At 61.3% G+C, this 13,346-nt stretch carries 11 protein-coding genes; 5 read left to right on the top strand and 6 right to left on the bottom strand.

Features of this window, described 5'->3' with window-relative positions:
- Positions 1 to 33: 33 nt before the first annotated feature.
- Positions 34 to 1,857: a Na+/H+ antiporter NhaC family protein gene (locus U5K31_11080; GenBank protein MDZ7773262.1), complete on the top strand. Its 1,824-nt coding sequence runs from the start codon at positions 34 to 36 to the stop codon at positions 1,855 to 1,857.
- 9 nt (positions 1,858 to 1,866) lie between these two features.
- Here U5K31_11080 and U5K31_11075 read toward each other — a convergent pair whose 3' ends face one another.
- Positions 1,867 to 2,649 carry an NRDE family protein gene (locus tag U5K31_11075; GenBank protein MDZ7773261.1) on the bottom strand — a complete coding sequence of 261 codons (783 nt, stop codon included), beginning with the start codon at positions 2,647 to 2,649 and terminating at the stop codon, positions 1,867 to 1,869.
- A gap of 165 nt (positions 2,650 to 2,814) precedes the next feature.
- Here U5K31_11075 and U5K31_11070 point away from each other — a divergent pair, with 165 nt between their 5' ends.
- Positions 2,815 to 5,472 carry a SpoIIE family protein phosphatase gene (locus U5K31_11070; protein MDZ7773260.1) on the top strand — a complete coding sequence of 886 codons (2,658 nt, stop codon included), beginning with the start codon at positions 2,815 to 2,817 and terminating at the stop codon, positions 5,470 to 5,472.
- 4 nt (positions 5,473 to 5,476) lie between these two features.
- On the opposite strand, the gene U5K31_11065 is transcribed toward U5K31_11070, so the two are convergent.
- Entirely contained in the window at positions 5,477 to 6,034 is a 558-nt protein-coding gene (locus U5K31_11065) for a thioredoxin fold domain-containing protein (GenBank protein ID MDZ7773259.1), read from the bottom strand.
- A gap of 173 nt (positions 6,035 to 6,207) precedes the next feature.
- Between U5K31_11065 and U5K31_11060 the strand changes: the two genes are divergently transcribed.
- Entirely contained in the window at positions 6,208 to 6,876 is a 669-nt protein-coding gene (locus tag U5K31_11060; GenBank protein ID MDZ7773258.1) for a metal-dependent transcriptional regulator, read from the top strand.
- A gap of 319 nt (positions 6,877 to 7,195) precedes the next feature.
- The gene (locus U5K31_11055) at positions 7,196 to 8,143 is read left to right on the top strand and encodes a hydrogen peroxide-inducible genes activator (GenBank protein MDZ7773257.1); all 948 of its coding nucleotides are present in this window, start codon (positions 7,196 to 7,198) and stop codon (positions 8,141 to 8,143) included.
- On the opposite strand, the gene U5K31_11050 is transcribed toward U5K31_11055, so the two are convergent.
- The 4 genes from U5K31_11050 to arsM form a co-directional block, all read right to left on the bottom strand.
- Positions 8,130 to 8,759 (bottom strand): methyltransferase domain-containing protein, encoded by a 630-nt coding sequence (locus U5K31_11050; protein MDZ7773256.1) that lies wholly within the window; start codon positions 8,757 to 8,759, stop codon positions 8,130 to 8,132. The genes U5K31_11055 and U5K31_11050 overlap by 14 nt on opposite strands.
- A complete protein-coding gene (locus U5K31_11045) occupies positions 8,752 to 9,351 on the bottom strand; it encodes a choice-of-anchor V domain-containing protein (protein ID MDZ7773255.1) in 600 nt (199 codons plus the stop codon). The genes U5K31_11050 and U5K31_11045 overlap by 8 nt, the downstream gene beginning before the upstream one ends.
- A 1-nt stretch (position 9,352) precedes the next feature.
- Positions 9,353 to 10,384, bottom strand: coding sequence for a hypothetical protein (locus U5K31_11040; GenBank protein MDZ7773254.1), 1,032 nt, complete (start codon positions 10,382 to 10,384; stop codon positions 9,353 to 9,355).
- A 205-nt stretch (positions 10,385 to 10,589) separates the two neighbouring features.
- The gene (gene arsM, locus U5K31_11035; protein MDZ7773253.1) at positions 10,590 to 11,447 is read right to left on the bottom strand and encodes an arsenite methyltransferase; all 858 of its coding nucleotides are present in this window, start codon (positions 11,445 to 11,447) and stop codon (positions 10,590 to 10,592) included.
- A 243-nt stretch (positions 11,448 to 11,690) separates the two neighbouring features.
- On the opposite strand from arsM, the gene pafA reads away from it, so the two are divergent.
- Positions 11,691 to 13,337 (top strand): alkaline phosphatase PafA, encoded by a 1,647-nt coding sequence (gene pafA, locus U5K31_11030; protein ID MDZ7773252.1) that lies wholly within the window; start codon positions 11,691 to 11,693, stop codon positions 13,335 to 13,337.
- Positions 13,338 to 13,346: the final 9 nt, after the last annotated feature.

Here is a 13,346-nt window from a genome sequence, read left to right as displayed (position 1 = left end):
AAAGCCAGCAGATTGTATTTTCCAGGCGGTATGATGAACGGCATAACAAAGAAAATCCTCCTGTTTGTAGCGGCCGCCGCTCTGGTCGCACTCTGGATGGATCCCTCGCTGGCCCTCTCCGGTTCCGCGGAGCTGGCCCAGGAGGGGAGCGGAACGGGCGCCGGCAACGCCGGGGTGAGCTGGACCAGTATTCTGCCGCCCCTGGTGGCCATCGGTATCGCCCTTCTATTCCGCCAGGTGCTATTCGCCCTGTTCCTGGGCATCTGGTGCGGGGCCTTCCTGGCTATGGGACCCGGTTTCGAAAATTTCTTCGCCTCCTTCTTCTCCGCTCTCAGCGACTACATCGTCCCGGCCACAGCCGACGCCAGTCACATGAGCATCGTTATCTTCACTCTGCTCATCGGGGGCATGGTGGGGGTGATCACCGACAACGGCGGCACCCGCGGGGTGATCCGCACCATCACCCGCTTCGTAAAGACCAAGGTGCAGGGGCAGCTCACCACCTCGCTTATGGGATTCGTGGTTTTCTTCGATGACTACGCCAACACCATGGTGGTGGGCAGCATGATGCGTCCCCTGACCGACCGCCTGCGCATCTCCCGGGCCAAGCTGGCCTACCTGGTGGACGCCACCGCGGCGCCCGTGGCCACCATCGCCCTGGTAAGTACCTGGATCGGTGCCATGGTGGGCTTTATCTCCGACGCCCAGGCGAAGATGCCCGACTTCAACGAGGCGGCCTACTCGGTCTTCATCAACTCCCTTCCCTACCATTTCTACTCCTTTTTCACCATTCTTTTTGTGATTCTCATCGCCTGGTCGGGCAAGGATTTCGCCACCATGCTCACCTCGCGCATCAATCTCTACAAGGCGAAGTATGATCCCTCCCTGGACACCTACAACATCTACAAGAAAAAGCTGGAGGAGCAGGAGGAGGAGACCCAAAAGGTCTCCCACTGGATCAACGCCGTCGTGCCCATCGCGGTGCTGGTGGTCGGATGCGTGGCCGGTCTTTTCGTGACCGGCTCGGTGCTGCCTTCCGGCGTGGAGGCGGGCACGGCCGAGGCGGCGGCTTTCCTCGAGCGGGCGGGCCTGGGCGAGCGCATTCAGAACGTTATTCAGTCGGCCGACTCCTACGCAGCCCTGCTCTGGGGCTCCCTGATTGCGCTCTTCACCGCTGTAGGCATGACCCTGTCACAGAAGCTGCTGAGCGTGGACGAGACCCTGGAGGGCATGATGGAGGGCATGCACACTATGTTCGACGGTCTGCTCATCCTGGTGCTGGCCTGGGCGCTGAGCGCCATCACCGTGGAGCTGGGTACGGCCGATTATTTGATGTCGGTCTTCGGCGACGCCCTCAATCCCTACTGGATGCCGGCCCTGGTGCTGGTACTCTCCGCCCTGACGGCCTTTGCCACCGGCTCAAGCTGGGGTACCATGGGCATCCTCATGCCGCTCGTAGTGCCGCTGGCCTGGGAGATCGGCAGCAGCAGCGGGCTGGACGTAAACATGACGACGGAGATTATCTACGCCAGTGTCAGCGCGGTGCTGACCGGCTCAGTCTGGGGCGACCACTGCTCGCCCATATCGGATACCACCATACTGAGCTCCATCGCCACACAGTGCGACCATGTGGAGCATGTCAACACGCAGCTTCCCTACGCCATGATCGTGGGCGGAATCAGCGTGGCGGCCATGATCGGCCTGCTGGTGGCGGGCATCCCCTGGTGGATCATCTACCCGACCGGCGTGGCCCTCATCGTGGCCATTATCTGGAAATTTGGCAAGACGCCCGATCCTGCGGACTACACCCCGGAGGGTGCCGAACCCGCCCGCACGCAGATTGCAGACGGTGGGTAGGCTGCAGGCCTAGCTCTGCAGCTCCGCCTCCAGGGTGAATTCGTACCGGTTGCGACTTTGCACCTCCAGGCTTCCCGGCCGATAGACCCGCTCTTCGAAGTATACCTGTCCCTTCTTGTCCACCGTCAACACCGTCGAGCAGCGCGTGCCGTAGCCTTCCGAGCGTATGAACACCGGGGAGACCGCCTTCTCACGCTCCGGCGGGAGTCCCGTGTCGGGGAGCTGTTCTCCGGACGCCTCCTTTCGGTCCAGCAGCATCCCGAACAGCGCCTCCCTGTCGGGATCCTCCCCGGCCAGGATCTCTGCCAGGGCCGACTTGGCGCAGCGCACCTTGGGCCACGGGGTGTCCAACAGGTGATTGCTCAGTCCATAGAGACCCGGATCCAACTCGCGGACACGTCTCTCGCGGCTGGAATAGTAGTGCAGCCGGCAGACGCTGCCTGCCAGCAGGTTGAATCCGTTGTAACGGCCGGCGCGCGCGTCGATCTCCCGAAGAAGCTCCGCGGTATCGCCCCCGTACGCCAGGGCCTCGAGCACCAGTTCACCCCGGCTGGCGGCCTCAGGGTTATGGTTGTCCATGTCGCGGTAGTTGGTGAGGGCGGCCAGGCGTCCCCCGCGCGTGATGCCCATCCAGGTGCCGCCCGCCTTCAGGTCTCTGCCCGCCAGCAGACGGGGACGTTCCTCCCAAAACTGCGCATCGCGGGTGGGGCGCTCGTAAAACTCGTCCCGATTGGCGGCGAAGACCAGGTCGTAGCGCGGGTGATTGCGGTAGGAGAAGGCGATGAGGCACATAGACTGCAACGATTTCCGTTCAAATGAGTACCATATAGGCGAAACATGACCCCTTGGGCGAATCATTCGACTTCCGTCGCACTATATTATGGGGGGAACATTAAAAAAATACGGGATTTTGTACTATTTTGGACGTTATAATTCAAACGGGTCAGGCACCTGATTATGGCCGGGATTTTTTCATTCAGCTCTGATTCGCGGGACGTGCTCCTGCTGCTGCTGGGTTTGGCGGGGGCGGTGGTCTTTTTCCTGCTTTACCCATCCCAGCATCCCCTCTCCACGGCGGAGATATCCACGGAGGCCGACGAAATTGAGCTGCGGTCGGTGGAGCAGCTCTCCAGCCTGGGCTATAGCCTGAGCGACTACCGGACCGAGGTGCATCTGCGGCCCTATTCGGTGATGCTGGACAGCCTGCAGCGGGAGATGGGAAGGCAGCGCGCCGTGGAGGTCCTGCGCGCGGACACGAATCCCGGCTTAAAGGCTTTTTACTGGGAGGTGGCCTTCTACGATCCCTTCAGCGAGGAGGATGGCAACGTGGAGATGAGCGTCAACTCCAGCGGAGATCCTCCGTCGCCGGGCGAGAATGCAGGCATCCGTGTCCGCTTCGACCCGCAGGGCAACTTCCTTGAGCTGCGCAACAGTCTCAACCGTCTGCCCCGGCAATTGCTTGACCGTGAGGCCCTGGCCAGGGCTTTCGGCGAGCGCATTGACGATACCCTTGTCTCCCTCCCCATCCAGGGGCAGACCGACTCGGCCCTTACCCGCCGGCTCTACTTCGATCTTGAGCAGCCCGTGGAGGGCGGACCATCCCGCCTGCAGGCCATGAGGGAAAATTTCAGCAGAGGCCAGCCCTTCCGGATCAATCGGCTTGAGGCTGAGCGCATGGCACGCCATTTTATGGAGCAAAGCGGCTGGGCCCGGAGTACCTTCGCACGGGATACGGTCTTCATCCGGCGCGTTGAAAGCACCAACTCCGCCGTGGTGAGATTCCACTCCGCACCGGTCGAGGGCCAGCAACTGCGACTGGACGTGCAGATTGCGCCCACCGGGTCTCTGCTGCAGATGAATGCCGCCTGGAATCCCGATCGGCCGAATGGCGCCACCTGGGGCACGGTGGCCGGAACGGTGGAGAACGCCGTGGTCGTCATTTTCCTGCTGGGCTGCCTTATACTCTTCTTTTACCGACTTCGCGCGCGGGCCATTGACACCCGGTCGGCCCTGGTGGTGGCCATACTATCGGGCCTGGGTATTGCCGGGTTCTTTATCCTGCAGAATATTGCGAGCTTCGACCTCTTCGGCGATGCCGGCGGGCAGTTCGAGGCCATCTTTCTGCTCATCGGCACCGGCATCATGGCGGCAGCGGCCTCGGTGGGATTTTTTATCCTGTTTGCCACCAGTGACTCGGTGACCCGACAGCACTGGCCGCAGAAACTTGCCACCTACGACTATATCCGGCAGGGCACGGTCTTCAACAAACCCGTGGGATCGGTAGTACTGCGCTCGGTCACCCTCTCGCTGGTCCTTGCGGGCATTTGGACGCTTCTTCTGTGGGCCATGCAGGGTCTCTACCTGGGCATACCCGAAGGGGGCGTATTCCTGGATGGCACCGCCGGCTGGCCGCCCTTCTACGTAATGCTTCACAACAGCTGGTTCAGTTTTACCGCGGTGCTGGGCATCTTTCTCATCCTGGGCAGCCTGGTATGGTCGCGCTCGCGCAGCCGCCTTTGGACCGGCGCAGCCATGACGCTGGCCTGCGGGGTATTCTTCCCGCTGAACATTGCCGCGGGACCCGCGGGACCGGAATTCCTGGCGGGCTGCCTGGTGGGGCTGGCCCTGACGCTTATCTACCTGAAGTGGGACTTTTCCACGCTGCTGATCTCTTTATTCCTTTTCCTGGGCTTGGTGCGCACCGCCTCCGGCTGGGTGGCTCCCGACTCTCCCGACCTCTACGTTTTCGTCACCTTTCTAGTCTTTGTGCTTCTGTTAATCAGCGCGGCCAGCCTGGCCATTCTTATGGGTGAAGAGGAGCGGGTGCTCCCGCGCTATGTGCCCGAGTACGTGGAGGAGCTGGCCCAGGAGGAGCGCATTAAACAGGAGCTGGTCATCGCCCGCGAAGTACAGCAGTCCTTCCTGCCCACGCGCATCCCGCGGCTGGCTTCCCTCGACCTGGCCGCCATCTGCCAGCCGGCCCACGAGACCGGGGGTGACTACTACGATTTGATCCCGCTGGACGAGCACCGCATGGCAGTGGCCATAGGCGACGTGAGCGGCAAGGGAATTCAGGCCGCCTTCTACATGACCTTCATCAAGGGCATCATCCACAGCCTCTGCCGGGAAACCGATTCCCCGGCCGACCTTCTCAAGAAGACCAACCGCCTCTTTTTTGACAACGCCCAGAAGGGCACCTTCATCTCCCTGGTCTACGGCATTATCGACACCCGTTCGCGCACCTTCACCTTTGCACGCGCCGGCCACAATCCCGCCCTGCACTACGACCGCTCGGAAGACCGCATTCGCGAGTTGCAGCCCGGCGGACTGGGCATCGGTCTTACCCGCGAGGAATCCTTTGACCTGAATATCCACCAGACGACCGTGGAGCTGGAGAAGGACGACATCCTGCTGCTCTACACCGACGGCATCGTGGAGGCCCTCGACGAGGAACGCCGCTTCTACGGGGCGGTGAGGCTGCGCGAGCTGCTGAAGGCCCATGGGGGACAGACTTCCAAAGGGGTGTTGGACAGCCTCTTCGAGGACGTGCGGGAATTCGTAGGGGAGGCCAAGCAGCACGACGACATGACCATGGTGGTCATCCGATACGGGTAAGGACCTACCTGCCGCTGTGCTCCTCTTTCCATTGTTTGATAAATGCGCCTGCGTCCATCTCCCGGTAGGCATCGGTTCCCACGTAGGTGAGCAGGGCCATGAACGTATTCTTGGGCAGGAAACCCGGCTGAATGCCCAGTACCTCGCCCTCCCCGGAGATAAAGACGAAGGTGGGGGTCGCCACCGCGCGCATCTCGTTGCTGAACTGTCGCTGGCTGAGGCTGCGCCCGTTGAAATGCATAAGTGAATCGGACTCCACATCTATCTTTACCGGCAGGAAATGCCGGTCGATGAGTGCGCCCACCTCCCCGTCGGGAAGCACCTCTTTCTCCATACGCTTGCAGTAGGTGCACCACTCGGCCCGGGCGTAGACCAGTACCTTGCGTCCGCGGTCGGCGGCGAGTTTCTGGGCCTGCTGCATGGCGTGCCAGCCGATACCCCAGGAGGAGTCAGCCGCAGCCTCCGATTGGACCTCTCCGGCAGGCTGGGCCGCGGCGGCAGGGATGCCCGTCACCAGGAGCATCAGCGCCAGTGCGAGGGAGAGAACGACTGGTTTAATCACGTTGAGTTGGTACATGAATTAAGAGACTAATGCGTGGTGTATAACAGGGCTAAACATAGGCATATTGCCCGAAAGTTCGTACGGCCGTGCTGCTATTCCTACTGTATTCCACGGGCAGAATTAATATATTTACGCCCCGAAACTTTACACCGTCCTATTTCACGCACCTGCCTATGGTACTCAGCCAGGCTGTAGAGGATTATCTCAAGGCCATATACAAGCTGGAGACGGAGGGCGAAGGAGCCTCCACCACCCGCATCGCCGAGGCACTGGATGTCTCGTCGGCCTCGGCCACCAATATGGTCAAGCGTCTGGCCAAGATGGGCCTGGTGAACTACCGCTCCTACAAGGGTACCTCGCTGAGTTCTTCCGGACGCAAGATCGCACTGGAGATTATCCGCCACCACCGCCTGTTGGAACTGTACCTGCTGGAGGTGATGGGCTACTCCTGGGATGAGGTGCATGACGAGGCGGAAAAGCTGGAGCACCATATTTCCGAGCAGTTTGAGGACAAGATCGCCGAGCTTCTGGACCACCCTACCCACGACCCTCATGGCGATCCCATCCCCAGCAAGGATGGAATCATGCCCGTCATGGATGACACGCCGCTCAACGAGGCGGGCGAAGGCGTCACGTACATTGTCACCCGTGTAAAAAACCAGGATCCTGAAGTGCTGCGCTACCTTGAAAAGATCGGCCTGCTGCCGGGCGTCAAGGTAACCATCCACGAAAAAGCCCCCTTTGAGGGTCCCGTCACCCTGTTTATCGAAGAGTCCGAACAGACCGTCGGCCGCAATCTGGGGGAGCATATCTACCTGGCCGAGATGCCCGACCAGGATTAACCCGCCAAGCCTCTTCTTTGATCAAAAAAAAGGCAGGCCCGCTTCCACGAACCTGCCTTCCTTGATCACGAAAGGGAATGTCAGCCGTAGACCCGGGAGGGTCCGGCGACCTTCATTCCCAAGCCTTGTCAATCTCGTTGCATGATACGGTCGTGATCTTCGATACGGTCCTGCGGAGGGTGCACGCTCTGGAAAAAGCGGCAACGGCCGCATCTTTTGTCTCTGTAGCATAGATAGGGCTCTTTGGCCCAATAAGTAAAAACAATTATATTTATTGCGTCATAGACAGCATCTATTGCTTTCTCAGCTCCGGCCTTTCATGAACCTCCAGCAGCTCAGGTATATCATTGCGGTAGACGACCACCGCCACTTCGGGCGGGCGGCCGAAGCGTGCCACGTCACCCAGCCCACCCTGAGCATGATGGTGCAGAAACTGGAGGAGGAGCTGGGGGTGAAACTTTTCGACCGCAACAGGCAGCCGGTGGTGCCCACCGGCATAGGCGTCAAGGTAATCCGCCAGGCCCGCGCTGCGGTGCGGCACGCTGAGGAGATCCCCGAGGTCATCGAGGCGGAGCGGGGCACTCTCCGGGGGCAGCTTCGGCTCGGCGTCATTCCCACTCTGGCGCCCTACCTTCTGCCTCACTTTGTGCCGTCCTTCGTTCGGGACCATCCCGAGGTGAAACTGGCCGTGTCGGAGATGGTGACCGGACGCATCGAGGAGGAGCTTCGCGAGGGGAGCATCGATGCCGGTCTGCTGGTGACACCGCTGGATAACGCCGCCCTGGAAGAGATCCCTCTTTTTTACGAGAAGTTTTACGCCTACCTGGCGCATTCGCATCCCCTGTTCGACAAGGAGTACATCCTGGCGGAGGACATAGACGTGAACCAGCTGTGGCTGCTGGAGGAGGGCCACTGTTTCCGCAGCCAGATCCTGGAGCTGTGCGAGCTGAAGCGCTCGCAGGTGCAGGAGGCCTCCTTCACGTACGAGGCCGGCAGCATCGAAACCCTCCGAAAGTTCGTGGAACGCAACAACGGCATCACCATTCTCCCGGAGCTGGCAACGGTGGACATGAGGGAGGAGCACCGGGCCCGTCTGCGCTCGTTTCACAAACCCGAGCCTGTTCGCGAGGTAAGCCTGGCCATACATCGCACCTATCTCAAGCGCCGGCTGGTGGATGCGCTGAGGGAGGCCATTCTTGAGTGCCTGCCCGGGGGACCCACCCTGGCGCCGGAGGGGCGGCGCGTATTGGAGGTCAACCTTCCCTGAAACCTTCCGCGTAGCAGAGTTTCCACCATCTGAATCGCCAGGACCGCATCCCGCGCACGGCAAAGCCTGTCTCCTGCAGCATCCCGCGTATCTCTTCCAGCGAGCGCGTGTTAATATACTCCGCCATAGTTACCTGGATAAAGGCGTTTATGGGACGAAACCAGCCGCTTCGGTCCCAGTCCAACAGGTACAGGCGTCCTCCGCCGGCCAGCGCTTCATAGGCGCCTCGCAGAATCTCCCGCTGACGGGGGTAAAAGTGCAGGGCGTTGAGGATGAAAATGGCATCGAAACGGTATTCTTCCCAGGGAAAGTTTTCCGCTGCATAGGAGGTGAAGGTGAGGTCGTCGCGCCCGGACAGCCGGCTCCTGGCACGGTCGAGCATGCCGCGGGAAGGTTCGTTGAGAGTGAGGCTGCCGAAGGACCGGCCCGAGGACAGCAGATCCGAGGCCAGCAGTCCCGTGCCCGCGCTGAGATCGAGCAGGCGGTCGTTTTTGCCGAAGTCAAGCTTCTTCATGAAGCGGCCGTGGGTATGCCGGAGGTAGGCAGCCCAGCGGCGTTCGTAGCGGCTGGCCCGACGGTCGTAGCGGTCCACGGTCTGGCGGGTGGAATCACTCATCAGGTGCGACGCTGCGGCTGAGACTGAAGATGTAGTCGCCGAAGGCGGAGGCGTCGCCGTTGCCGGCATTGGCGGCCAGCGAGAAGCGCACTTCGCCTGAGGCCGGTGCGGTCCACGGCACCTCCCAGCGGATGAGGCCCTCCTCCGCCGGCTCGGTGGAGGAGGGGGTGTGCTGCACGTAGTTTACACCGCCAAGACCCCTGGTGAACTGCAGGGAGGGGGAATCCACCGAGAAGCGTCCCGCCTGGCTGCTGTCGGAATGGCGTGCCGTCAGCTGGAAGCCGCCCAGGCGCAGATTCTCCCGGCGCAGAATGATGTGCAGGGTATAGGTTTGGCCGGGCGCGAAGCGTTCGGGTATGCCTTTCAGCTCCAGGGAGCCCCCCTCGGGATTCAGCGGGTAGTCAAAGTGGCAGCTCCGACAGGTATCCTCGCCGAAGTCGCCGGTAAAGGCCCCGGTGAGCTGCTCCGGGAAGGGGGCGTGGACCGGTTCCGCGAGTAGATCGGCGTGCTTCGGCGGCGCTTCGGGAACCGCCCATAGTACCGCGAAAGGTGCCAGCAGGCAGAGTCCTATGTTCCGCAGGGAGCCGCGCAACCTACTGCTCGAGTGTAGTCTGTCCCAGGTAATTGGTATCGGTGCCGAACCAGATGGAGTTGGTGGGCTGGTGATAGAACATGTGGCGAACGGTGCCGCCTCCGCTTTCGATGGGTTCCTGGCTGTGGAACACGCCCGACTCGGGATGGAAGCCCAGGAAAATGTTGGGTTCCACGCCGGTCTCCACCATCCAGAGGTTGTCCTGGTCGTCGGAAACCATGGCGTAGGGATTGGCGTCGGCGCTGTCGGGCATCACCCATTCGCTGAAGCTCTGGTCAGCTGGGTTGTACGCGCCCAGGTAGCCCTGCGCGTAGTCCGCATACCAGACGCGCCCGTCGGAGGTCCATTCGATGCGCCGGGGACGCGCATCCTCTCGCTCCAGGGAAATTTCGGTAAGCTCCATCGTTTCGGGATCCACGGTGGCCAGTTTGTTGGTGCCAAAAAGGGCGATCCACGGGCGGTTGTCCTCGTCCACCACGATGCCGTAGGGCCGCGCCCGCTCGGTAGGTACCTCGATGAGCTCCACGCTGCGGTCAGCCACGGTCAGCTTGCCCACGAAATTGCCGCCCTGCACGGTGAACCAGATGTCTCCGTTCCGGTCGAAAACCAGCGTGTGGGGATCGCGGGCCTGGTCGTCGGGCATGGGAATCTGCTCGATTTCCCCGTTTTCCGGGTTCACGCGTCCAATGTGCGCGGCCCGGTTGCCGGCGTACCAGATAAAGCCCTCGTCATCCACGATGCAATTATGGGGACCGGCGCCCTCCGGCAGGTCGATGCGGCGGAACTGCTGATTGTCGGGATTGAATTCGGCGATGTAGTCACCCCGCTGACCCACGAACCAGACGTCACCGTCCGGAGCCACGTAGGGGTCCCGGGGACGGCTGTCCTCCCAGGGAACCTGCCACTCCTGTATGTCGGCGATGGTGTTTGCCGAATAGGAAGGAACGGTCTGTTCCGGCTGCTGTTCCCCGCTGCAGGCACAGAGCATCAGGACCAGCAGGGTACCAAAGGAAACGATCATTGTTCTGTTCATAATCCGGCAATTTGAATTGGTATTCGAGCACGAGCATCACCCAAGTAGAATCAACATCTTAAGTATATATAATCCGTCCCCGGCCTCATTGCAAGAATTCAGATGTAAAAATAAGCAATAGAAGGGCATCGGCCCGCTGCACCATGCCGAGCAGGCTGCAGTCAGCCCGGCCCGGCAGGTGCGTATGTCGCTGAAGAGGGCGATTTCATGCTTCAGGTTTTTCTGCATAGAGGGTAATGCTGTAGATGCCGGTGCCGGAATTGCGGAAGTCCGCCAGCTCCTGCCGGCCGAAGTAGTTGCGCAGGATCTCGTCGGGAAGGGTAATCTCCTTCTCCTTCTGAACGGCGAGGTGGCGGAAGCCGGTCTCGCGGACGATGCCGAGATATTCATCGATGTCGATAGCGCCTGATACGCAGCCGGCATACATCTCCGCGTCCTGCTGAAGGGCGACGGGCAGCTCGCCCCGGGTCACCACGTCGGAAATGCTGAAGTGTCCCCCTCCGCGCAGAATGCGGAAGGTCTCAGCAAAGGCCTTTCGCTTGTCGGGTACCAGGTTGAGTACACAGTTGCTGACCACCACGTCGGCCATGCCATCCTCCAGGGGCATCGCCTCGATGTCACCCAGCACAAATTCCACGTTGTCGTATCCCAGCTTTTCGGCGTTGGCGTGGGCCTTTTCGACCATCTCTTCCACCATGTCCAGGCCCACGACGAGCCCGCTTTCGCCCGTCACTGAGCGGGCGACGAAGCAGTCGTTGCCCGCCCCGGAGCCCAGGTCCACCACGGTGTCGCCTTCGGAGATGCGGGCGTATTCGGTGGGGAGCCCGCATCCCAGTCCCAGGTCGGCCTCGCGGTTATAGCCCTTCAGGTCTTCGTAGGAGTCGGCGAAGACGGAATACTCCACCGTTTCGGGAGCGGACTCGGTCTCTGCGCCGGGACGGCATCCGCAGCCCGCCCCGCAGCAGGAGGCAGTGTTCTTTTCGCGCGACTGCCGGCTTATTTGCGCATATTTTTCCTTGACGGCCTGTTTCAGTTCTTCGGGGGTCTTGGTTTTGGTGTTCATGGCGGTAGGGAATAAAGCGTTATGTTGTGTACGTTTTGAATTTTGGGGTCGCGTTGCCCTGTGACAAAATCGTATATCGTAAATATACGATTAAATGTAGGGTCTCCGACGGTTCGATGCAAGGGGCAAGCCCAATTTTTTTTCGGGCCCGAAGCGTCGGATGGTAACGATTTCTTTACCGCTCCTCCGCGTAATTATTACTATGTTTACACAAACCTAAGCGAACCCTACATCGACCGTACCATGTTTAGACGCAGCCTTTTCCTGACGCCCCTGCTCGCCTTTGCTCTCTGTCTGACCCTTGCGCCCAATCCCGCCGGTGCGCAGTCTGAAGCCTCTCCCGCCGTGGAGGAGGCCGGGCCCCGCCTGGTGGTGGGCATCGTGGTAGACCAGATGCGCTATGAGTACCTGCAACGCTACCGCGAACTCTACGGGGAAGACGGCTTCCGCCGCCTGACACGGCAGGGCTTCAGCTTTGACAACGCCCATTTCAACTATTTTCCTACCTATACCGGACCCGGTCATGCCTCGGTCTTTACCGGCGCCACGCCCTCCGTGCATGGCATCGTGGGCAACGCATGGTACGACCGGAAGCTGGGACGTTCGATGTACGTGGTGGAAGACACCTCGGTGTCCGCCGTGGGCTCCGTGGGAAGCGTGGGACAGATGTCGCCGCGTAACCTGCGCGCCACAACCCTGGCCGACGAGATAAAATCGGCCGATCCCGCCTCCAACGTGGTGGCGGTCTCCATCAAGGACCGCGGGGCGGTTATTCCCGCGGGACACGTGGGCGACGCGGCCTACTGGTACGATTCCGACAGCGGCCGTTTTATCAGCAGCTCCTGGTACATGGACGCCCTGCCGGACTGGGTGGAGAACTTTAACGAACAGGGTCTCGCTCGCCGTTTCTCCGACAGCACGTGGACCCTCGCGATGCCGGCTGATCGTTACGCGGCCGCCAACCCTGACGACACCCCCTACGAGGGTACCTTCGACGGAGAGGAGCGGCCGGTTTTCCCGCACGCCATGGGTGGCGACCCCGCCCGCATCCGCACCTCGCCCTTTGGCAACACCCTTGTGCGTACGCTGGCCGAGCACGCTGTGACGGAGGAGAACCTGGGCGCTGACGCCGTCACCGACTTCCTGGGCGTCAGTTTCTCCTCCACCGACTACGTGGGACACCAGTTCGGTCCGCGTTCCCTGGAGCTGGCCGACACCTACCTGAAGCTGGACCGCGAAATGGCCGCCCTTTTCGATTTCCTGGATCGCCAGGTGGGAGAGGGAAACTACATGGTCTTTTTTACCTCTGACCACGGGGTGGTGGACGTGCCCGCCGAGCTGGTGGACAGGGGCCTGCCGGGGGGGAGCTTCGACCGGGAGGCCGCATTGACCGGCCTGCGTAACCACCTCGAGGAGACCTACGGGGAGGGCGACTGGATCGAGTCCTACACCAACCAGCAGGTCTATCTTGACCGCGCGCTCGTCGCGCAGCGGGGAATCGATCTGGAAAGCATGCAGCGGAGCGCCGCCGACTTCCTGCTGCGATACGAGGGAGTGCAGGCCACCAACACCGCATACAATTTCCTGCGCCGCTCCTACACCGGGGGCGTGCAGGCCATGTTCCAGCGGGGTTTCTATCACGACCGCTCCGGCGACGTCTTCCTGCAGCTGGCGCCCGGATGGCTCGACTCAGGCTATCCCACCGGAACCTCGCATGGCTCGCCCTGGAACTACGACACGCATGTGCCCCTGATCTTTATGGGACCCGGCGTGCCGCAGGGCGCCACCTGGCGCAAGGTGAGCATATCCCAGCTGGCACCTACCGTCTCGGCCATGCTGGGCATTTCCTTTCCCAGCGGCTCGGAGGCCGACGTACTTCGTTTCAACTAGGCTGAAGGG

The sequence above is a fragment of the Balneolaceae bacterium genome, from assembly GCA_034521445.1.
Classification (GTDB): domain Bacteria; phylum Bacteroidota; class Rhodothermia; order Balneolales; family Balneolaceae; genus JAXHMM01.
This window is presented reverse-complemented; position numbering and strand designations above follow the sequence as displayed.